This window comes from Micromonospora sp. CA-269861 (genome assembly GCF_050948505.1).
In the GTDB taxonomy this organism is placed as follows: domain Bacteria; phylum Actinomycetota; class Actinomycetes; order Mycobacteriales; family Micromonosporaceae; genus Micromonospora.
Genome location: NZ_CP192014.1, coordinates 6,646,510 through 6,666,825 on the forward strand (window position 1 = coordinate 6,646,510; position 20,316 = coordinate 6,666,825).

The following is a 20,316-nucleotide window of genomic DNA, read 5'->3' on the forward strand; positions in this document are numbered from 1 at the left end:
CCACGCTCAGACGACGACGGCCGTCACCCGACCGACAAAGCCCGACGAGCACAGGGCCAGGACCACAGGGTCCGACGAGCACAGGGCCAGGACCACAGGGTCCGACGAGCACAGGGCCCGGTCGACGAGCGTCGACCGGGCCCCGGCGAGGTGGTGGCGGTTCAGCCACCTCTGCAGTGCGATGTGCGTTACGGGCGGGCGTTCGGCTTGAGCGGGGTCTTCACCGCCGAGTAGGCGTCGACGATCCCGTAGCCGTAGAAGCCGTTGAAGTTGACCCCACCGGCGCAGTAAGCGTCGTAGGTCTCGTCCCGGCCCTCGTTGCGGTACTGCTGGAGGCGCGGCTCCGGGCACGCGTGCTCGGCGGCCGTGCGGTAGAGGTGCTGCTCGACCTGGTCCGGCGACATCCCGAAGCCGGTCCGACCCTGCGCCTTGCCGTACCGGCTGACGATCAGCGCGGCGACGCCGGCGGCGTGCGGAGACGCCATCGAGGTGCCCTGGAGGTAGGTGTAGTAGCCGCACTCACCGTTGGCCTTGCACTGCTTGAAGACCTCGCTGGCGATCCGGGGGTCGATGTTGCCGTCGGAGTCCACCCGTGGGTCCGGGATGGTCGCCGAGATCGGCTCCTCCTGTAGCACCTTCAGCGGGTACGTGGAGAGGATCATGTTGCCCGGGGTCCGGTGGGTGTCGGTGCCGAAGCCGTCCCGGAACCAGCCACCCGGCGCGGCGACCGAGATCTGCTCGGTGCCGTAGTTGGAGAAGTCCGACTTCTTGCCGGACGGGCCGACCGACGAGACACCGATCACGTGCGGGCCCTCGGTGGGCAGGTCCCAGCAGCTCTCGTTGTCGATCGGTCGGGGGTACGGGTCGGCACCATAGTCGGGGCTCGTGACGTCGGTGCGCGGTGCGCCCAGGTCCTCGTTGTTGTTACCGAGCGCGCCGACGAGGGTGACGCCCTTGTTGTGGGCGAAGATCAGCGCCCGCTTCATCGCCTTGATGATGGCCCGCTGCTCGGCCTGGTCCTCGGGCGAGTCTGCCGGGTTGGCGGTGCAGTTGTAGAGCCACGGGTCGACGTAGAACGACATGTTGACCACGTCGATCCCGGACCGGCCGGCGTAGACCAGGGCATTGACCACCGGGTCGAGGAAGAAGTAGCCGGAGTCCTGGCCACCCTTGAGCTCGACCAGCGAGACGTTCGGGGCAACGCCGGAGAGGCCGAAGCCGTTGGCCGCAGCACCGATGGTGCCGGCCACGTGGGTGCCGTGCCCGCCGTCGTCGGTGCCCACCGGGTCGAGGCAGCTCGCCACCTCGCAGGGGCCGTCCACGTCGGTCAGGTCGGGCGCGAAGTTGCGCGACAGCGACCAGTTGAAGTTCGGCGCGATGTCCGGGTTGCTGGCGTCGACGCCGGTGTCCAGTACACCGACTGTCACCCGACGGTCGCCCGGCTCGATCTTGCGGGCCTTGTCGGCCCGGATCATCTCCAGGCCCCACAGCTTGTCGTCGAGCGGATCGAGCTTGGCACCCTTCTTGGCAGCACCAGCACCGGCACGAGCACCGGCAGCGGCCGTCAGGTGCTCCTGCTCGACCCGGTCCAGCTTCGGCTTGCGGCCGATGGCCTTCTGCTCGGCAGCCCCGATCAGCGTCGGCGCGGCGGTCGCCCGTGCTGCGAAGTCGGCCCGGTCGCTGCTGACCTGGAACATGCCGACCTCATCGGACCGGGACACCACCGTGCCGCCAGCTGCCCGGATCGCCGCGACGGCCGTGTCGGCGGCGACGCCATCCTCGGCTACGACGGTGAAGGTGCGGGAGTTACTCGGCGCGGCGGTGGCCGGCACACCCAACCCCGTAGCCGTAAGTGCCAGCACTGCCGCGGTCGCGACCGTACGGGCGGTGAAGCGCTTGCTCACCACATTGGATCCTCTCGTTGAGAGACGTGGCAGCCATCACACAACAACGATCGGGATTGCGCCAGCCACGCGCCCGTTATGGCCGTGAATCCCTCCAGTTCGAGCCGCACGCCGGCCCCACAGACAGACGCACCGGCTGCACAGACACCGACAGCACAGACGTACGCACCTGCCGCGTCGACTCACACACCGACCGTGTCGACGCCCAGATCCGCCAGGGCGGCCGGCAGATCCGCCATGCTGGAGACCTCGGCGTCGGGCGTGCCGCCGAGTGGGCGAGGCAGGCCGAGCCGGTTCAACCACACCGATCGCAGGCCAGCCCGCTGGGGCGCCACAACGTCGTGCTCCCACGAGTCACCGACGTACACGATCTGCCCGGCGGGCACCCCGGCCGCCGCGACCACCGCGGCGTAGAACTCCGGGGCCGGCTTCTTGGGCAGGCCGTTCTCGTGCGCGTACACCTCGAAGTCGAACTCGCCGGCGAGCCCACACCGTTCGGTGCGGCTGTTGCCGTTGGTGGCGAAGCCCAGCGCGTACCGGCCACGCAGCGCGGCCAGCGCCGGCGGTACGTCCGGAAACGGTCGGGTGAGAGCGAACCGGCGGGCGAAGAAGAGGTCAGCGATCTCGTCCAGGTGGCTGACCAGCGCGGCGCGAGCCAGCGACCGGGCCAGTGCGGCCCGCCGGATCTCCGCCACCGGGGCGGCCCTCAGCTCGCCGAAGACCGCGCCCCAGTCCGACTCCAGTTCGGCGAGCGTCACCCCGGCCGCCGCCGTTGTGCGTCGCCGCATCTCGTCGAGGACAGCCACCAGCCCGCCCGTGACCGCTGGGCGCAGGTCCAGCAGCGTCTCGTCAGCGTCGAACACCACAGTGGTCAGCACGACGCCACTCTCTCACCGACCGTCCAGCGCCAGCTCGGGCTCGGACGAGGCCGGCAAGGTCGGCGCCGGCACGGCCTTCGGGGGCGACCCGCGCAGCTCGTCGAGGCGTACCAGGGCGACGCCGGCGACGATCAGCGCACCGCCGAACAACTGCCAGCCGGTGGGCAGCTCGTTCAGGAAGATCCAGGCGATCAGCACCGCGAAGAGCACCTCGGTCAACCCGACGAACGACGACAGGCGCGGGCCGAGGATCCGGGTGCCGGCGATACCAGCGAGGTACGCGATGACAGCGGCCACCAGCGAGAGCCCGGCGATGGGCACCAACCAGCTGGTGGGCTGCCCGGCGAAGGTGACCTCGCCGAAGGTCGCGCGCAGTGGCAGCAGACCGGTCAACCCGACGAGGAGCAGCACGGCGGCGCCGACGGCCATTCCACCACTGGCCATGGCGACCGAGGGCAGCCGGGGGTCGACCCGACCGGCGAGCACGAAGTATCCGGCCAGGCCGAACGCCGCGCCCAGTCCCCAGAGCACGCCCACCGGGTGGAAGTCGGCGGTGCCGGCGAGGTCGAGCACGAACGCCAGCCCTGCCAGCGCTGCCACCGAGCCGGCGACGGTGAGCCGGCGGGGCGGCTGCCCGTGCCGCAGCCACATCCAAACCACGACGAGGATGATGCCCAGGTATTCCAGCAGCAGCGCGACACCGACCGGCAGGTACCGCACGGCATTGAAGAAGCACACCTGGGCCAGAGCTACCCCGAGGAGCCCGAACAGCCCGATGGCCGCGGCGTTGCTGCGCAGCACGTGCCACTTTCCCCGTAGCGACAGCAGGGCGGGGATCGCCAGCACCAGGGCGGCCACGCCGACGCGGGCGATCACCGCGGACTCGGCCGACCAACCGGCCTCGATGAGCGATCGCGCGAAGGTGCCGGAGGTGGCGAAGGTGACTGCGGAGAGCAGCGCCAACCCGACGCCGGCAGCAGGTCGTGAGTGCATGTCGCGCTCCTCGCAATGGGCACCGTGTCATGAGCAAACTATGCTTGTGCTGATGACGCTAGGCGGAAGCCATGACAGGAGTCAAGTTGCTATTCGCTCATGACACCGAGTGTTCGCTGATCGCCGCCGCGGCGCTGGTCAACACCGCGGGTCGGGACGGCGAGTTGCTGCCCGACATCGCAGCGCTTGACGCGTTCTTCGTCCGCTACTCCTACAGCGGCCGGCACGAGCACACTGACGCCGAACTGCGCGCCGTCCGGGAGCTGCGACCCCAGCTGCGCCGCATCTGGTACGCCGAGCCACCCGAGATCGTCGCGGTGGTCAACGGCCTGCTGCTGGAACACAAGGCGCTGCCCCAGCTCATCGAGCATGACGACGAGCCGTACCACCTGCACGCCGTGCCCCGCGACGCGCCGCTGGCCACCCGGATCGCGGTGGAGGCTGCCATGGCGATTGCCGACCTGGTCCGTACGCGGGAATTGAGCCGGCTGCGCATCTGCGAATACCCGGACTGCGACAACGTGGTGATCGACCTGTCCCGCAACCGGTCCCGGCGGTTCTGCGAGGCCGGCTGCGGCAACCGCGCCGCGGTGACCGCCTACCGCGCCCGCCGGGCCGCCGGCCGCTCCTGACCGACGGTCGCCCACTCCTCGGCCCGCACCTCGTACTCCACCTCACCCTGCTCGGTGCCCGGGATCGGATCGTCCCACTGGAGGTGGACGGTCCGCACGTAGTGCAGCCCGGCCTTCACCATCACCCGCCGGGAGCGTTCGTTGACAGTCATCGTCTCGGCCCAGACCCGACGCACCCCGACGGTGTCGAAGGCGTACCTGACCAACGCCCGCGACCCCTCGGTGGCCAGCCCCCGTCCCCACGTCGGGCGGCGCAGCCGGTAACCCAACTCGGCCTCGGCGCCGTCCTCCGACGGGTCCAACGCGAACCAGCCCAGGAACTCGCCGGACTCCCGATCGTGCGCCGCCCACCGACCGAGCCCGGGATACCGCTCGTACTGCGCCAGCAACTTCGGCAACTGCTCGTCGCGCACTGTGGCCAGCGGGGTAGCGACACCACCGCTGAGGAAACGCATCACCTCGGGGTCGCTGTCCAGCTCGACCAGCGCGTCCACGTCGGCCATGGTCAGCCGCCGCAACCGCAGCCGCTCGGTCCCCGCCGGCACACCCACCCCGTCATCACCCATAGGCCGGATCATCCGTCCCACTCACAACGCCGTCGACAGGTTTTCCAGCCGCCCAGATCCACGCAACCCCGGGGAGACTGCTGCCTCAGGCCGCGCCGTGGCAGCAACTTCCGTGAAGTTGTGCGGGAAACCCGAGCGCCGTCGCGGGCGAGGCGGTCGTGTCAGCGCGGGGGCGCGGCCACGAGGATCCGCCATGGGTACGCGTCGACAACGAACACGGGTCCGTCCGAGTCCCTACTGTCTCGTACCCACCAACACAAGCGCTCGCGCCCACCAACGCAAGCGGAAGTGATGCCACAAACGGTTCAGGTCCAAAGCGTCAGCCCAAGACATCCGCCGACCCCGCCCACCACCCCGAGCCCCGACCCCTGACCACCCCGACCACCCCGGCCACCTCGCAAGATCGTGCTCGATCGTGGAAACAGTGGGGTCCGGGCGCGCCGAAGCCACTACATCCAGGATCGAGCACGATCTTGCGGGGTGCGGCCCGGCCCGGCAGCGCGGGGCAGCGCGGGTCAGGGGTGGGTCATCCGGAGCAGGTCCAGCGTCTCGTCGAGCTGGGTCTCGGTGAGCTTGCCGGAGTCGACGTGACCCCGGGAGATCACCACCTCGCGGATCGAGGTCTGCTTGGCCAGCGCCTCCTTGGCGATCGACGCGGCCTCGTCGTACCCCAGGTAGCGGTTGAGTGGGGTGACGATCGACGGTGAGCCCTCGGCGTACGCCAGACAGACCTCGGCGTCCGCGACCAGGCCGGCCACCAGCCGGTCGGCGAAGAGTCGGCTCACCGCGGAGAGCAGCCGGATCGACTCCAGCAGGTTGCGACCCATGACGGGGAGCATCACGTTCAGCTCGAAGTCGCCCTGCGAGCCGGCGAACCCGACGGTCGCGTCGTTGCCGATCACCTGGGCGCAGACCTGTCGCATCGCCTCGGCGACCACCGGGTTGACCTTGCCCGGCATGATCGACGAGCCGGGCTGGAGGTCGGGGATGCGCAGCTCACGCAGGCCGGCACGGGGGCCGGAACCCATCCAGCGGATGTCGTTGGCGATCTTGTAGAGGCCGATCGCCACGGTCCGCAACTGCCCCGAGGTCTCCACCAGCGCGTCCCGTGCGCCCTGCGCCTCGAAGTGGTTACGCGCCTCGCTCAGCGGCAACCCGGTCGACTCGCGCAGCTTGTCGATCACGGCGGCGGCGAAGCCGAGCGGGGTGTTGATCCCGGTGCCCACCGCGGTGCCGCCCAGCGGCAGCTCGGCCAGTCGGGGCAGCGCGCCCTCCAGCCGTTCGATTCCGTAGCGGACCTGGGCGGCGTACCCGCCGAACTCCTGGCCGAGGGTGACCGGCGTGGCGTCCATCAGATGGGTACGCCCGGCCTTGACCACCGTCTCGAACTCCGCCGCCTTGGCCTCCAGCGCGAATGCCAGGTGCGCCAGCGACGGCAGCAGGTCCTCCACGATGAACTGGGTGGCCGCCAGGTGGATCGAGGACGGGAAGACGTCGTTGCTCGACTGGGAGGCGTTGACGTGATCGTTCGGGTGCACAGGTGAGCCCAGCTCACGGCTCGCCAGGGTAGCGATCACCTCGTTGGTGTTCATGTTCGACGACGTGCCCGAGCCGGTCTGGAACACGTCCACCGGGAACTGGTCGTCATAGCCGCCGTCGGCCACGTGCGCGGCAGCGGCGGCGATGGCGGCGGCCACGTTGGCGTCGATCACGCCCAGCTCACCGTTGACCTCGGCAGCCGCGCCCTTGATCTGGGCGAGCGCCTTGATCTGGGCCGGTTCGAGGCCCCGGCCGGAGATCGGGAAATTCTGCACGGCACGCTGGGTCTGCGCCCGCCACAGCGCCTCGGCGGGCACCTCCACCTCGCCCATCGAGTCGCGTTCGATGCGGTAACCGGTCGCCTCTGGAGTCGTCACGCGTACCATCCTGCCGCGCCCGTGGCCGACTCGCAGATGATCCGTCAGCCCAGCTCGGTCAGCAGCCGTTCCACCTCGTGCTGGTCCGGCGACTCGATCTGCCGGAACAGCGCCAACGCTCGGAACCAGTGTGACCGGGCCGCGTCCGGGTCGGTGTCCCGCAGGCAGCGGGCCACACCGTCCAGCGCCCGGGCCTGCTCGTGCCGGGCACCCATTCGGACGGCATCGGCGAGCACCCGCCTGTGCAGGTCCACCGCGCTGGTCACATCCCCCTGGTCGAGGAGCGCACGGGCCAGCAGGTTGCGCGACAGGCAGGCGGCGACGCGGTCGCCGGACTTCGTCACCGCGGCGAGCGCCTCACGGTGCAGTGTCGCGGCCTCCTCCGGCCGGCCCAGAATCCGCTCGATGGTGCCCAGCTCGTTGAGGACCTCACCCTCGCCGAAGCGGTTGCCCTCCCGACGCTTGAACTGCAACGCCAGCCGTAGGAACCGGCGGGCACCCGGGTAGTCGCCGAGTCGGGCCCGCACCGCGCCCAGGTGACCGAGGGCGTTGAACAGGTTGTTCATGTCCCCGATCTCGCGTGCGAGGTGCAGCTGTCGCCGCGAGACCAACCGCGACTCCGGGTAGCGGCCCCATGCCAACAGCAACAACGCCTGGTTGTTCAGGATCGCGATGACCTGCACCGGCTGGTCGCCGGCGGAGACGAGCGCCAGCGCCGCGGCGGAGTGGGCCATCGCGGGAGCCAGTTGCCAGTTTGCTCCGTACGCGACGGTCAGGTTCCGGCGGACGGTCGCTTCACCACCGCGGTCGCCGAGCCGCTGACGCAGCCGGAGCGCGACCTCCATCAACTCGATGGCCTCCGGGAACCGTCCGAGCCGGAAGTAGCCCGAGGAGAGGTAGTTCTGGACGGTGGCGATGGCTCCCGCGTCGCCCAACTGCTCGGCGGCGCCCAGTGCGACGGTATGGGTGTCCACCAGCTCGTCCAGGTGACCGTGCGAGAACAGGTAGAACCAGGACGTACGGGCCAGCTGCCAGCAACGTTCCAGCTGCCCTCAGTGGCGGCCAGCCGCACCAGCGCCGGGAGTGCGGCCCGGTTGGCGTCGAACCAGGCCGCGCCATCCGAAGCAGACGCCCGTACCAGATCGGCTCGGGGAGCTTCCGGCAGCACCAGGGCGGATCTGCTGGCCGCCGGCTCCATCCGACTACCGATTGCGTGGGACACATGCAGATGGTGATCAAGAATGCGGGTGGTGGCGGCCGTCCGCATCGCCGCGGTCTCGGCGCTCTCCACCAGCTGCCGGGCGTACTCGCGCATCAGGTCGTGGAAGCGAAAACGACCGACTTCCGGCTCGTCGACGAGGTGCGCGTCGACGAGACCGTCCAGCAGGTCCTGGGCGTCCGGCAACGGTAGGTCGGCGACCGCCGCCGCGACCCGATCGTCGAAGAAGCCCCCCGGATGCAGCGCCAGCAGCCGGAACATCCGCTGCTGGTCGGGGTCGAGCTGTGCGTACGACAAGGCGAAGGCCTGCCCGACCGAGCGTTCTCCGGCCGACAGCTCGGTCAGGGTGTCCCGTCCGGCGGCGAGCCGGTCCGCCAGGTCGCGGACCCGCCACCGGGGCCGGTGGGCGAGTCGGGCCCCCGCCAGCCGGATCGCCAGCGGCAGGTACCCGCACCGCGTGGTCACCTCGACGGCCGCCTCCGGCTCGGCGGCGACCCGGTCGGCACCCGCCACCCGTCCGAGCAACTCCACTGCCTCCTCGGGGTCCAGCACGGCCAGCGACGACGGCTTGCCAGCGTCCAGCCCGGCGAGCCGGCGTCGGCTCGTGACCAGGGTGAGGCTGTCCCGGCCGCTGGGCAGCAGCGGCGCGACCTGGGCGGCGCTGGCGGCGTTGTCGAGCACCACGATCGCCCGACGTCCGGACAGTCTGCTCCGCCAAAGGGCGGCGCGTTCGTCAGTGTCGGCGGGGATCCGGTCCCCCGGAACACCGAGCTGACGGAGCAGCGCGGCCAGGGCTGCGGCGGGTGGCAACGGCTCCCGTTCGCTGTGCCCGTGCAGGTCGATGAAGAGGTGCGCGTCGGGGTAACGGTCCGCGAGCGCGGTGGCAACGTGCACGGCCAGCGTGGTCTTCCCGCTGCCCGCCATGCCGTCGACGAGCTGGATTCGGGCGTCGTCTTCCTCGATCTCCTTGACCAGCCGGGTGAGCGTCTCCTGCCGTCCGGTGAAGTCGTCGATCGCCCTCGGCAGTGCCCGGACCGGGGTGAAGGACCGCTCCTCCGAGCCGGCGACGGCCAGATCGCCGGCGAGTACGCGTTGGTGCAGCTCCTGCAGCTCGGCGCCGGGCTCGATGCCCAGCTCGTCGGCGTAGAACCGCCGGCCCTCGCGGTAGACGGCGAGTGCGTCGGCCTGCCGACCGACCGAGGACAGGGCGAGCATCAACTGGCCGCGCAGCCGGTCCCGCAGCGGATGCTGGTCGACGCTCTCGGCAAGCTCCTCGATCAGCTCGGCGGCCCGCCCGAGGCGCAGCTCGACGTCGACGCACTCCTCCAGGACGGTGAGGCGCTGCTCGTCGAGCGCGTGGGCACGGCGGCGGACGCTGCGGCTGGGGATTCCGCCGAGCGCCGGACCGCGCCAGAGCGCCAGAGCCGCACGGAACCGCTCACCCGCCTCGGCCGGTCGGCCGGCCGCGAAAGCGGCGCGGGCCGCCTCGACCGTACGGCTGAAGACCTCGGCGTCCAGGCCGCTCGGGTCGGTACGGACGCCGTACCCGACCGGGTCGGTGATGATGGTCTCCGGCGGGAGCCCCAGCTCGATGAACCGGCGACGCAATCGGGAGACGCACGTCTGCAACTGGGCCCGGGCGGTGACGGGCGGGGTCTCCTCCCAGAGCGCGTCGACCAGATCCTCGACGGGCACCAGCCGCCCGGGACGCAGCAACAGCATGGCGAGCACGATCCGGTCGCGTCCCGCGGTGACAGTGGACTCGCCACCGCCCACCCGCAGGGGCCCCAGGATCCCGAACCGCATCTGCTCTCCCGCGTTATTGGTGCAACTGCCAGCAGAGTAGTCCGGTGGTAACAGATCGCCTCGGTCAGGCGATAGTGATCTGAGAGTGGATCGACAGCGGTGCTCAGCACACTCACCCTGGGTTGTCGGTGACGGCATCCGACGGGGGCGGTGCGCCCGTCCCACCCCAGCGGGGCGGGCGCACCGATGTCGGCAGAGCACGGGCGACAGGACGGGCGCCGGGCGAGTTCGCCCGGCGCCCGTTCGCGTACCTGTGGGGTCAGCGGCGGCCGACGGTGAGCACCGGCTTGGTGACCTCGGCGAAGAAGTCGTTGCCCTTGTCGTCGACCACGATGAAGGCGGGGAAGTCCTCCACCTCGATCTTCCAGACCGCCTCCATGCCCAGCTCCGCGTATTCGAGGACCTCGACGTGCTTGATGCAGTCCTGGGCGAGGCGTGCGGCGGGGCCGCCGATCGAGCCGAGGTAGAAGCCGCCGTGCTGCTGGCAGGAGCGGGTCACCTGACCGGACCGGTTGCCCTTGGCGAGCATCACCTGCGAGCCGCCGGCGGCCTGGAACTTCTCCACGTAGGCGTCCATCCGGCCGGCGGTGGTCGGGCCGAAGGAGCCGGACGCGTACCCCTCGGGGGTTTTTGCCGGGCCGGCGTAGTAGACCGCGTGGTCACGCAGGTACTGCGGCATCGGCTCACCGGCGTCCAACCGCTCGGCGATCTTGGCGTGGGCGATGTCCCGGGCGACCACGAGTGGCCCGGAGAGCGAGAGGCGCGTCTTCACCGGGTACTTCGACAGCTCGGCGCGGATCTCGTCCATCGGCCGGTTCAGGTCGACCCGGACGACCAGCTCGGCGTCGAGCGAGTCGTCGGTGACGTCGGGCAGGAACCGCGCCGGGTCGGTTTCGAGGCGCTCCAGCCACACGCCCGACGGGGTGATCTTGGCGACGGCCTGGCGGTCCGCCGAGCAGGAGACGGCGATCGCCACCGGGCAGGACGCGCCGTGCCGGGGCAGCCGCACCACACGTACGTCGTGGCAGAAGTAGCGTCCACCGAACTGCGCGCCGATGCCGAAGTTGCGGGTCAGCTCCAGCACCTCCGCCTCCAGCTCCAGGTCGCGGAAGCCGTGCGCGCTCATCGAACCCGCTGTCGGCAGCGCGTCGAGGTACTTGGCGCTGGCGTACTTCGCGGTCTTCAGCGCGTACTCGGCGGAGGTACCACCGATGACGATGGCCAGGTGGTACGGCGGGCAGGCGGCGGTGCCGATCAGCCGCAGCTTCTCCTCCAGGAACTGCATCATCCGCACCGGGTTGAGCAGTGCCTTCGTCTCCTGGTAGAGGTACGACTTGTTGGCCGAGCCACCGCCCTTGGCCATGAACAGGAACTTGTACGCGTCGGGGTGCCCGTCCGGGTCCTCGGCGTACAGGTCCACCTGGGCGGGCAGGTTGCTGCCGGTGTTCCGCTCGTCCCACATGGTCAGCGGGGCAAGCTGGGAGTAGCGCAGGTTGAGCCTGGTGTACGCCTGGTAGACGCCCCGGGAGATGGCCTCGGCGTCGGCGCCGTCGGTCAGCACGTGCCTACCGCGTTTGCCCATCACGATGGCGGTGCCGGTGTCCTGGCACATGGGCAGGACACCGCCGGCGGCGATGTTGGCGTTGCGCAGTAGATCCAGCGCGACGAACCTGTCGTTCGGCGAGGCGGCCGGATCGTCGATGATCGCCCGGAGCTGCGCCAGGTGCGCGGGGCGTAGGAAGTGCGCGATGTCGTGCATCGCCTCGGCGGTCAGCGCGGTGAGCGCGGCCGGCTCCACGGTGAGGAACCGGCGGCCTCCCGGGCCGTGTACGACGTCCACGCCCTCGTCGGTGACCAGGCGATAGTCCGTCTGGTCCGGGCCGGTCGGCAGCAGAGGGGCGTACGAGAATGCGGCGGCACTGCTCATGAGCGGCAAGCCTAGGGCAGACCGGTCGATCACTCCCACCCGCCGGGCGGGTCCTGGGACGCCGCTCTCATCCGCCGGGCGTGCCGGGCCCGGCTGCCGTCCGGACCATCGGGTGAACCGCCCGCTCAGCCGTCCTTGCCGCCGCCCGGGTCGGGGCAGAGTTCCCCCTTCGGCCCGCAGTCGCCGTTGTGCGGCCGACCGGGGCCGGTGCCGCCCGGCTCGGGATTCCCGCCGTCGCTCGGCGGCCGGGTGGGCGAGCTTCCGGACGCTCCGAAGCGGACGTACCCGATCTCCCGCCCCTCGCCGATGATCATGCCCTGGGAGCCGACGGCGAGGGCGTTCGCCGAGGTGCGCAGGACGGCCAACTCCCGGCCGGTGCGCGGGTCCAGTGCCACCAGCCGGGACGGCTTCTCGTCGGACACCACCGCCGCGTACGGGGTGAGCGCGGCCCCGGCCTTGCCGCCGGCCTGTCGCGTCCAGAGCACCTTCTCGGTGCCCAGCTCACGGGCGACCACCGAGCGCTTGTCGGCGGCCCGGGACACGGCCAGGCGGTCGTCCACCGCGATCAACTTGGTGCCCGACTCACCGACCCAGAGCAGCCGCCCGTCGTACCCGTCGATCACCGTTTCGCGGCCGTCCGGAGCGACGCCGATCAGCACGTTCCGCGCACCCTGCGGGTCCTCGCGTTGCACGCAGCCGGCGGAGTCGGCGGTGCGCAGGTTGATGCCGGCGCGCTGCCAGGCCTCCTGCCCGGTCGACGAGTCCCGGGCGGAGATGGCGAAGTAGCAGGTGCCGTCCTGGGAGCGGGCGGCGATCCGCAACAGCCGGCCGCCCACCACGGAGAGCCGCTCGTCCCGGCTGGGCTCGACGTTCTGCAACACCCGGCCGGTGGCGGTGTCGACCACGTGGACCCGACCGTCGACCGGGAAGCCGAGCAGTGGTGGCACGGCCTCGGCGCCGGCCACCCCGTCCTCGATCCGGGTGGCGCTGAGCCGGCGGGTGCCGCGCAGGCCCGGGTTGTCGGCGAGCAGGCCGCTGTGCACCCCGGGCAGGAAGGCCGTCCAGAGCGGCGCGGTGCCACGCGGGTCCCAGGCGCTCAGGGTGCAGTCGGTGGCGTCCGTGCACCGGGCGTCGAGGAGCAGGTTGCGGTACGTCCAGACGGCCACCGCGTCATCGTCACGTCGCCGGGTCACCCCGGTCGTCGGGTCGAGCAGCTCGTACCCCTTGACCAGGAGCTTGCCCACCGCCACGACCGGGTCGCGGTCGCCGCCGGCGACCGCCGCCCAGTCCGCCTTACGCTCCCAGAGCTGGGTGCCGGTGGCCAGGCTGCGAGCCTCGACCCGGGTGCGCTGTTCGACAACGACGGCGTCGCCGGCGATGGTCACGCTGCGCGGAGTGCCGCCGACCCGTTGCTGCCAGACCACGTCGGGCTCGGAGATGGGTTCGCTGCGGTCCACCCAGTCCCAGAGGCCGGGGAACGGGTTCCACACGCCTGTCGCGGCGAGCGCGACGACCACGGCGAGGCCGAGCAGCAGCCCACCGCGCACGCTCCCCTTCGCCACCCGCACACCGTAGCCACGATCACGGATCTTCCGTACGCCCACGCCGCCGTGTCGCCGCGCTTTCTGGGCTCGGAGGTGTTACAGCGCCCTTCCCTCGACCCGGACAGCGCTGCGCACCAGCGGAAGCGTGCGGTAGGGGATCTGTTCGGCCAACGCGATGATCGTCGAGGCCCGGGTGATGCCCGCGGACGAGACGATCTGGTCGATGACCCGTTGCAGGTCGGTGTTGGAGCGGGCCACGATCCGGCAGAGCAGGTCGCTGGAGCCGGTGATGGTGTGCGCCTCCAGCACCTCGGGGATGGCGGCGAGGTGAGCGGTGACCGGGTCGTGCCCATGCCGCTGACTGATCTCCAGGGTGACGAAGCTGGTCACCCCGAACCCGATAGCGGCCGGCGCGATCTCGGGGCCGAAACCCTCGATGACCCGCCGCTCGACGAGCTTGTCCAGCCTCGCCTGCACTGTGCCCCGGGCCACGCCGAGCCGCCGGGAGCACTCCAGCACCCCGATCCGCGGCTCCTCGGCGAGCAGTTCGATCAAGCGCACGTCGAGCGCGTCGAGCTGTACATTCTGCTCACCATTCATGAGTGAAGACCATACCGAATGCGCAACCTGACCAGCCTTTACGGCAACAGTTGCCCACCCGATGCCGGGGCAGCGATCCTCGCCACAAGAACCGACCACGGCGGCCCACAAGGCCGGCCGGTACGCGAGGGAGCCCACCATGACCCAGGCGATCGACCGACCCCAGTCGACCGAGGACGTCGACATCGACAGGCTCGTCGGCGCTGTCGACCACGACATCAGCCACGACCCGTTCCCGGTCCGGGGCCTCGACCACGTGCACTTCCTGGTCGGCAACGCCAAGCAGGCCGCCCACTACTACTCCACCGCCTTCGGCATGACCTGCGTGGCGTACCGCGGCCCCGAGCAGGGCTACCGGGACCACGCCCAGTACGTGCTGACCAGCGGCTCGGCCCGGTTCGTGCTGACCGGCGCGGTGCGCCCGGACGCCGACGGCGCCGAGCACGTGGCCCGGCACAGCGACGGCATCAGCGACATCGCGCTGGAGGTGCCGAACGTGGACGCCGCGTACGCGCACGCCATCGCGCAGGGCGCGGCCAGCGTCGTCGAGCCGCACGAGGTGACCGACGAGCACGGCACGGTCCGGATGGCTTCCATCGCCGCGTACGGCGACACCCGGCACACGCTCGTCGACAGGTCCCGCTACACCGGCCCGTTCCTGCCCGGCTTCGTGGCCCGGGGTCCGATCGTGGACCGGCAGCCGATGATCGACGCCGGCATCCAGCCGAAGCGCTTCTTCCAGGCCGTCGACCACGTGGTCGGCAACGTGGAACTGGGCCGGATGGACGAGTGGGTCGAGTTCTACAAGCGGGTGATGGGCTTCTCCAACATGGCGGAGTTCGTCGGCGACGACATCGCCACCGACTACTCGGCGCTGATGAGCAAGGTCGTGGCGAACGGCACCCGCAAGGTGAAGTTCCCGCTCAACGAGCCGGCGATCGCGCGCAAGAAGTCCCAGATCGACGAGTACCTGGAGTTCTACCAGGGCCCGGGCGCGCAGCACATCGCCGTCGCCACCAACGACATCCTCGCCAGCGTCGACGCGATGCGCGCGGCTGGCCTGGAGTTCCTGGACACCCCGGACTCGTACTACGACGACCCGGAGCTGCGCGAGCGGATCGGCAAGGTACGGGTGCCGATCGAGGAGCTGAAGGCCCGCAAGATCCTGGTCGACCGGGACGAGGACGGCTACCTGCTCCAGATCTTCACCAAGCCGGTCCAGGACCGTCCCACGGTCTTCTTCGAGCTGATCGAGCGGCACGGCTCGCTGGGCTTCGGCAAGGGCAACTTCAAGGCGCTCTTCCAGGCGATCGAGCGGGAGCAGGAAGCCCGCGGCAACCTGTAACACTTGCGAGCGTGACGCAACCTCCGTCGTACCCGACGCCGCCGGTCGGTGGGCCCCAACCCGCCACCGGCGGCGTCGCGCCGCAGCCCGGACCAGACCCCCAGGGGTACGCCCCGCAGTACCGCCATGCCGAGTTCGCGGCGACAGTCGTCGTTAAGGTGTCCCCGTGAGCGAGCGAAGCGGACTGGTGACGGCGTGAGCGTTCAACCTGGTTGGTACGTCGACCCCGCCGACACCGAGACCCGGCGTTACTGGGACGGCGACGGTTGGCTCGGTGCGCCCATCCCCGTCGACGCGACCCCACCGGACGGCCCTCCGCCGCCCGAGCCACCGCCCGCGCCGGTCACCCCGGCCGAGCCTGCAGCGTCGACAACCCCTGCCTCGGCGCCTCCCGCGCCGAACTGGTCGCCGCAGCAGGGCCCACCCCCGGGGTACGGCCAGCAACCGGGACACGGCCCGGCCTGGGGACCACAGGCCGGCTCTCCCGGCTGGGGTCCACAGGGTGGTCCGCCCGGCTGGGGTCCACAGGGTGGTCCGCCCGGCTGGGCGCCTCCGGCCGGCCCTCCCGGCTGGGCGCCTCCGGCGGGTCACCCCGGCTGGCCCGGTCGACCGCCCGAGCCGCGACCGCACGGCCTCCGGCTGGCCGGCTACGGCCGCAGGTTCGTCGCCCGGCTGATCGACTTCGGCATCGTCTTCGCGCTGAACGGCGTCGTCAACGGCTGGTTCGTCTGGCGCTGGGTGCAGGAGTGGGCACCGTACTGGCAGGAGGTCTTCCGGCGCGCGGCGCGGGGCGACACCTCCGCGGACGGCCTGCCGATGCCCGGTGAGCAGGCCGGGTCTCTGCTGGTGGCGATCCTGCTGATCGCCACCGCGCTCTGGCTGGCGTACGAGGTGCCGACCATGGCCTCCGGCGGGCAGACCGTCGGTAAGCGGGTGATGCGGATCCGGGCCGTTCCGATGGCCGCCGACGAGCCGCTGGGCGTGCGTCGGGCGCTGAGCCGGTGGAGCACGCTGGGCCTGCCAACTCTGCTCTGGTACTGCGTCGGGCTCGGCCTGGTGCTGCAACTTGTCGATGCACTCTCCCCCCTCTTCGACCACCCCCTGCGCCAGGCGCTGCACGACAAGCGCGCGCAGACGGTGGTCGTCGAAGTCCCCTACCGCACCGAATCCGCCCCCTCGAACGACCGCGACCAGCCCCCGGGAGACACCCCATGACCGACTCCGGACGTCACCAGCCGGCGCTGCGGCTGACCCGCGCCGACCTGGACGCGCTGCCCAGCTACGTGCCGGGGCGCAGCCCCGCCGACCTGGCCCGGGAGTTGGGCCTGCCGGAGGCCATCAAGCTGGCCAGCAACGAGGTGCCGTACGGGCCGCTGCCCGGTGTGGTGGAAGCGGTAACCGAGGCGATCACCACCTCGCACCGCTACCCGGACATGGGCGTGGTCGCCCTGCGTGACGCGCTGGCCCAGCGGTACGGGGTGGACGCCGACCGGATCGCCACCGGCTGCGGTTCGGTGGCGCTCGCCGAGCACCTGGTGCGGGCCACCTGCCTGCCCGGTGACGAGGTGCTCTACTCGTGGCGGTCCTTCGAGGCGTACCCGATCATCGTGGCGACCAGCGGCGCGACGAGCGTGCGGGTGCCCAACGACGCCGGGCACGGGCACGACCTGGCGGCGATGGCCGCGGCGGTGACCGACCGGACCCGGGTGATCTTCGTCTGCAACCCAAACAACCCCACGGGTACGGCGTTGCGCCGGGCCGAACTGGACCGGTTCCTCGACGCCGTGCCGGACGACGTGCTGGTGGTGATCGACGAGGCGTACCGGGAGTTCGTCACCGACCCGGAGGTGCCGGACGGGCTCGACTACCTGGACCGGCCCAACGTGGCGGTGCTGCGCACGCTGTCGAAGGCGTGGGGGCTCGCCGGGCTGCGAATGGGCTGGCTGGTCGCCCAGCCGGTGGTGGCCGCCGCCATCCGCAAGGTGGCGACCCCGTTCTCCAGCAGCACGGCGGCCCAGGCCGGGGCGCTCGCCGCGCTGACCCAGGCGACGGAGATGGAGCGCCGGTGCGCCCTGGTCGTCGCCGAGCGGGAGCGCGTCACCGAGGCGCTGCGCAAGTTCGTGCCCGAGGTGCCGACGAGCCAGGCCAACTTCGTCTGGCTGCCGCTGGGCGATCGGGCCGTGGCATTCGGCAAGGCGTGCGAGGCGCGCGGGGTGATCGTGCGGCCGTTCGCCGGGGACGGGGTGCGGGTCACCATCGGCACCCCGGCCGAGAACGACGCGTTCCTGGCCGCCGCCGAGGCGGCGCTGACCTGAGCACCTACCTGTCGCCGGGGCGGGGCCCGTCAGCTCGGCCGTCGTCGACGGGCGGCGAACCACCCGACGACGATCAGGGCTGCGCCCAGCACGGCGAGTAGCAGCGCCGACCCGCCCGACCCGGTGACCGGCAACTCTCCGCCGTGACTGGGTGTGGGTTGGGGTGGGTCCGTCGGCGTGGCCGTGGGTGGCGGCTGGGTCGGGGGCGGCGTCGGCGACGCCGGCAGGACCTCGAAGGTGACGCCGGTGTCCGCCGACGGCTCGGCCCGGGCGGCGCTGAACCCGCGCGCCGAGGCGGGATCGGCGGCCAGCACCGGGGACACCCCCAACGCCAGGCTCGCGGCGGCGGCGAGCGCGCCGCCCGCGAGGTAGTTGGCTGCTGTCCTGGCCATGCGCCGACCCCTTCCACCGGAAACCTGAACCGTGAAAAACATACCCTTTTAGGACAAAGGGAATGGACGGTTGGATGTTCCGAGGTCGAAGACGCCACCATCAGGTGGCGGCCAGGATCACCGCCTCCCCCGTGTAGTAGTAGCGCCGGTCGTCGCCGTCGGGGTCGACCGGCTTGCGGAGCCGCTCGACCGCCACGAACCCGCCCTCGGCCGTCACCGCCCCGGGTGCCCAGCCGGTCCCGTCCGAGCCGACATTGAGCGCGAAGCGGGACAACTGCCTACCGGTCGCCGGGTCCAGCGTCACCAGGTCGTTCGCCTCGGTCAGCAGGTGCACCCGCCCCGGCTGCCCGGCCAGCACCCGAGCCGCACCCAGGCCCGCGGACCGCCACAGCTCGGTGCCCGTACGCGCCGACCGACCCACCGCGACCCCGTCGAGCACGACGACTGACTGCTCACCGACGAGCGTGGCGCCGGCCAGGTCCAGCGCGGGTGCGGCGACCGGTGGGCCGACACCCAACAGCCAACCCCGACCGCCCTCGTCGCCCGGCCCGGCGGTCCGCAGCCCCAGACAGTCCGACTGGCCGGTACGGCAGCCCAGCGGTGTCACCACCAACTCGTCCGGGCCGTTCGGCGGTCGCCAACGCTCCCGCACCGCACCCGTCGCCGCGTCCCGGAACTCGACGGTGGCCGCCCCGGCGCAGGTGTCCAGACCGATCAGCTGCCCGGCGGCGCTCGTGCCGACATCGGTGCGGCACCCGCCGGGCAACTCGACCCGCCACAGCTCCCCACCGCCGCTCAGCTCGATCCCCCGCGCCTGGGCATCCCCGGTCACCACCAGCACGATCCGCCCGTCGGGGAGGTCGGTGAGCTGGAGCCCGCGTGCATCCCAGACGGTCGCCGCCGCGGTACGCCGCACCACAGCCGTACTCTCGGCGGGCTCCGGGCCGTCGGTTCGCCAGAGCACCCCGCCGGTTCGGGCGTCGAGTGCGACAAGTTGCCCGTCGGACCAGCGGCTGACCACAGTGCTGCCGCTGGCCACCACCCCGGTCAGCTCCGCCGGCCACCGCCGGTACGACCAGTACGGGCTGGTCCGGTACCGCCCGTCCACCGGCCGGTCGGCGTAGACCTGGCGGTGTGCGGCGTACACCCGCAGTCTCCCGTCGACGATCAACGGGGCGACCGGCAACCGACCGATCACTCCGGCAGCCGGCCTGGCCGGGGCTGGATAGTCGGCCCGCGCCACCGTGCTCACCTCTGCCGGTGCGAGGACCCGGTGGACGATGACCGTGACAGCCGCCGTCGCGAGCAGCGCCGCGACCGCGATCACGAGCCCTCGCCGGCCTCTCGGGAACCTCATGCCGCACCTCCGCCCGGCACCCTACCCAGCGAAGGGCGCCGGACCCCGTTCAGGTCACGGCGACGGGTGACCGGGCTGACCCTCAGGCGGCTTCGACGGAGCCGGTGGCACCGGCCGCGACGGCCAGATCGGCGAGATCACGCCAGAGCGCCGCCTCGACAGCCCGTGCCGCCAGCCCGCCGAGCAGCAGCGCCACCACCCGGCCGTACGGGGCGGTGGGCACCGCCTCCTGGGTGACGGTGACCGCCGTGCAACCCCGACGGCGGCGGCGGACCGGCCGCAGGCTCCAGGTGATCCGGTAGTCCGCGCCGGCACCGGAGGAACAGAGCACCAGTCGCTGCGGCGCGAGCGCCTCCACCACCAGGAACTCCTCGGTCAGCGTGCCGCCGCCCGGCTGGACGCGCTCCTCACGCCAGGAGGTGCCCGGCCCGAACGAACCCGGGGTGAGCACCTCGATCGGGCCGGCTGCGGTCAGTCGGGCCGCACGGCCGGGCAGGTCGGTCAGCAGACGCCAGACGTCGACAGCGTGCGCCTCGATGATCCCGGTAATCGCCACCGTCGACATGCCACCCTCCCGTGTCCCCGACGGTACGCGGAGTGAGGGCCGGACGGGGCCCCCGGGACGGAATTTCAGCCACCCGGAGGCCACGCTGTCCGATTGGGCGGTCGCTTCGGCACCAGCCGTCGTTGACCGGTGCCGAAGCGCCGGTCAGCGTTCGAAGCGACCGGCCCGAATCGCGCCGATGAACGCTGTCCACCCCGGCGGGCTGACCGCGAGTGTGGGACCGGCCTGGTCCTTGGAGTCGCGGACCCCGACCAGACCATGGACATCGACCAGGTTGTCCGCCACTTCCACGCAGAGCCCCTGGTCGTTTGAGCGGCTGCTGGTACGCCAGACCGCGCCGGCAAGATCGTGCATCGT

General features: G+C 71.4%; 17 protein-coding genes and 1 pseudogene. 5 read left to right on the plus strand and 13 right to left on the minus strand.

The window, feature by feature from the left end:
- Positions 1–188 precede the first annotated feature (188 nt).
- The 3 genes from ACQP0U_RS30610 to ACQP0U_RS30620 all read right to left on the minus strand — a co-directional run bounded on the left by ACQP0U_RS30610 (position 189) and on the right by ACQP0U_RS30620 (position 3,775).
- Entirely contained in the window at positions 189–1,904 is a 1,716-nt protein-coding gene (locus ACQP0U_RS30610) for a S8 family serine peptidase (protein ID WP_433313843.1), read from the minus strand.
- 182 nt (positions 1,905–2,086) lie between these two features.
- A complete protein-coding gene (locus ACQP0U_RS30615) occupies positions 2,087–2,782 on the minus strand; it encodes an HAD family hydrolase (RefSeq protein WP_433313846.1) in 696 nt (231 codons plus the stop codon).
- Between the two features lie 12 nt (positions 2,783–2,794).
- Entirely contained in the window at positions 2,795–3,775 is a 981-nt protein-coding gene (locus ACQP0U_RS30620; protein ID WP_433313849.1) for an EamA family transporter, read from the minus strand.
- 71 nt (positions 3,776–3,846) lie between these two features.
- Between ACQP0U_RS30620 and ACQP0U_RS30625 the strand changes: the two genes are divergently transcribed.
- A complete protein-coding gene (locus ACQP0U_RS30625; protein WP_433313852.1) occupies positions 3,847–4,407 on the plus strand; it encodes a CGNR zinc finger domain-containing protein in 561 nt (186 codons plus the stop codon).
- Here ACQP0U_RS30625 and ACQP0U_RS30630 read toward each other — a convergent pair.
- The 6 genes and pseudogenes from ACQP0U_RS30630 to ACQP0U_RS30655 all read right to left on the minus strand — a co-directional run bounded on the left by ACQP0U_RS30630 (position 4,374) and on the right by ACQP0U_RS30655 (position 13,985).
- Positions 4,374–4,973 carry a GNAT family N-acetyltransferase gene (locus ACQP0U_RS30630; protein ID WP_433313855.1) on the minus strand — a complete coding sequence of 200 codons (600 nt, stop codon included), beginning with the start codon at positions 4,971–4,973 and terminating at the stop codon, positions 4,374–4,376. The genes ACQP0U_RS30625 and ACQP0U_RS30630 overlap by 34 nt on opposite strands.
- Positions 4,974–5,488: 515 nt before the next feature.
- The gene (locus ACQP0U_RS30635) at positions 5,489–6,898 is read right to left on the minus strand and encodes a class II fumarate hydratase (RefSeq protein ID WP_433313858.1); all 1,410 of its coding nucleotides are present in this window, start codon (positions 6,896–6,898) and stop codon (positions 5,489–5,491) included.
- Between the two features lie 35 nt (positions 6,899–6,933).
- A pseudogene (locus tag ACQP0U_RS30640) lies at positions 6,934–9,914 on the minus strand (BTAD domain-containing putative transcriptional regulator).
- A gap of 259 nt (positions 9,915–10,173) precedes the next feature.
- Positions 10,174–11,841: a fumarate hydratase gene (locus tag ACQP0U_RS30645; protein ID WP_433313861.1), complete on the minus strand. Its 1,668-nt coding sequence runs from the start codon at positions 11,839–11,841 to the stop codon at positions 10,174–10,176.
- Positions 11,842–11,966: 125 nt separating this feature from the next.
- Positions 11,967–13,409 (minus strand): PQQ-binding-like beta-propeller repeat protein, encoded by a 1,443-nt coding sequence (locus ACQP0U_RS30650; RefSeq protein ID WP_433321289.1) that lies wholly within the window; start codon positions 13,407–13,409, stop codon positions 11,967–11,969.
- A gap of 72 nt (positions 13,410–13,481) precedes the next feature.
- Positions 13,482–13,985, minus strand: a complete 504-nt coding sequence (locus ACQP0U_RS30655; RefSeq protein WP_433313863.1) for an Lrp/AsnC family transcriptional regulator — start codon at positions 13,983–13,985, stop codon at positions 13,482–13,484.
- A 139-nt stretch (positions 13,986–14,124) separates the two neighbouring features.
- Here ACQP0U_RS30655 and hppD point away from each other — a divergent pair, with 139 nt between their 5' ends.
- The 4 genes from hppD to hisC are packed head-to-tail and all read left to right on the plus strand — an operon-like array spanning position 14,125 to position 17,645.
- A complete protein-coding gene (gene hppD, locus ACQP0U_RS30660; RefSeq protein WP_433313866.1) occupies positions 14,125–15,330 on the plus strand; it encodes a 4-hydroxyphenylpyruvate dioxygenase in 1,206 nt (401 codons plus the stop codon).
- Between the two features lie 11 nt (positions 15,331–15,341).
- Complete coding sequence (locus ACQP0U_RS30665) at positions 15,342–15,500, plus strand: hypothetical protein (RefSeq protein WP_433313869.1); 159 nt, start codon at positions 15,342–15,344, stop codon at positions 15,498–15,500.
- Positions 15,501–15,525: 25 nt separating this feature from the next.
- Positions 15,526–16,545, plus strand: coding sequence for an RDD family protein (locus ACQP0U_RS30670; protein ID WP_433313872.1), 1,020 nt, complete (start codon positions 15,526–15,528; stop codon positions 16,543–16,545).
- Positions 16,542–17,645, plus strand: a complete 1,104-nt coding sequence (gene hisC / locus ACQP0U_RS30675; RefSeq protein ID WP_433313875.1) for a histidinol-phosphate transaminase — start codon at positions 16,542–16,544, stop codon at positions 17,643–17,645. The genes ACQP0U_RS30670 and hisC overlap by 4 nt, the downstream gene beginning before the upstream one ends.
- 29 nt (positions 17,646–17,674) lie before the next feature.
- On the opposite strand, the gene ACQP0U_RS30680 is transcribed toward hisC, so the two are convergent.
- The 4 genes from ACQP0U_RS30680 to ACQP0U_RS30695 all read right to left on the minus strand — a co-directional run bounded on the left by ACQP0U_RS30680 (position 17,675) and on the right by ACQP0U_RS30695 (position 20,313).
- Positions 17,675–18,037, minus strand: a complete 363-nt coding sequence (locus tag ACQP0U_RS30680) for an LPXTG cell wall anchor domain-containing protein (protein WP_433313877.1) — start codon at positions 18,035–18,037, stop codon at positions 17,675–17,677.
- Positions 18,038–18,137: 100 nt separating this feature from the next.
- Complete coding sequence (locus ACQP0U_RS30685; RefSeq protein ID WP_433313880.1) at positions 18,138–19,394, minus strand: PQQ-binding-like beta-propeller repeat protein; 1,257 nt, start codon at positions 19,392–19,394, stop codon at positions 18,138–18,140.
- A gap of 82 nt (positions 19,395–19,476) precedes the next feature.
- Entirely contained in the window at positions 19,477–19,959 is a 483-nt protein-coding gene (locus ACQP0U_RS30690) for an SRPBCC family protein (RefSeq protein ID WP_396713551.1), read from the minus strand.
- A 144-nt stretch (positions 19,960–20,103) separates the two neighbouring features.
- On the minus strand, positions 20,104–20,313 hold the full coding sequence (locus tag ACQP0U_RS30695; protein ID WP_030327888.1) for a DUF397 domain-containing protein: 210 nt from the start codon (positions 20,311–20,313) through the stop codon (positions 20,104–20,106).
- Positions 20,314–20,316 lie beyond the last annotated feature (3 nt).

What these genes read in the sequence shown, in the direction of transcription:
- ACQP0U_RS30620 (WP_433313849.1), bottom strand. Translation starts at nt 3,775, where the DNA reads ATGCACTCACGACCTGCTGCCGGCGTCGGGTTGGCGCTGCTCTCCGCA.
- ACQP0U_RS30625 (WP_433313852.1), top strand. Translation starts at nt 3,847, where the DNA reads ATGACAGGAGTCAAGTTGCTATTCGCTCATGACACCGAGTGTTCGCTG.
- ACQP0U_RS30630 (WP_433313855.1), bottom strand. Translation starts at nt 4,973, where the DNA reads ATGGGTGATGACGGGGTGGGTGTGCCGGCGGGGACCGAGCGGCTGCGG.
- ACQP0U_RS30635 (WP_433313858.1), bottom strand. Translation starts at nt 6,898, where the DNA reads ATGGTACGCGTGACGACTCCAGAGGCGACCGGTTACCGCATCGAACGC.
- ACQP0U_RS30645 (WP_433313861.1), bottom strand. Translation starts at nt 11,841, where the DNA reads ATGAGCAGTGCCGCCGCATTCTCGTACGCCCCTCTGCTGCCGACCGGC.
- ACQP0U_RS30655 (WP_433313863.1), bottom strand. Translation starts at nt 13,985, where the DNA reads ATGAATGGTGAGCAGAATGTACAGCTCGACGCGCTCGACGTGCGCTTG.
- hppD (WP_433313866.1), top strand. Translation starts at nt 14,125, where the DNA reads ATGACCCAGGCGATCGACCGACCCCAGTCGACCGAGGACGTCGACATC.
- hisC (WP_433313875.1), top strand. Translation starts at nt 16,542, where the DNA reads ATGACCGACTCCGGACGTCACCAGCCGGCGCTGCGGCTGACCCGCGCC.
- ACQP0U_RS30680 (WP_433313877.1), bottom strand. Translation starts at nt 18,037, where the DNA reads ATGGCCAGGACAGCAGCCAACTACCTCGCGGGCGGCGCGCTCGCCGCC.
- ACQP0U_RS30685 (WP_433313880.1), bottom strand. Translation starts at nt 19,394, where the DNA reads ATGAGGTTCCCGAGAGGCCGGCGAGGGCTCGTGATCGCGGTCGCGGCG.
- ACQP0U_RS30690 (WP_396713551.1), bottom strand. Translation starts at nt 19,959, where the DNA reads ATGTCGACGGTGGCGATTACCGGGATCATCGAGGCGCACGCTGTCGAC.
- ACQP0U_RS30695 (WP_030327888.1), bottom strand. Translation starts at nt 20,313, where the DNA reads ATGCACGATCTTGCCGGCGCGGTCTGGCGTACCAGCAGCCGCTCAAAC.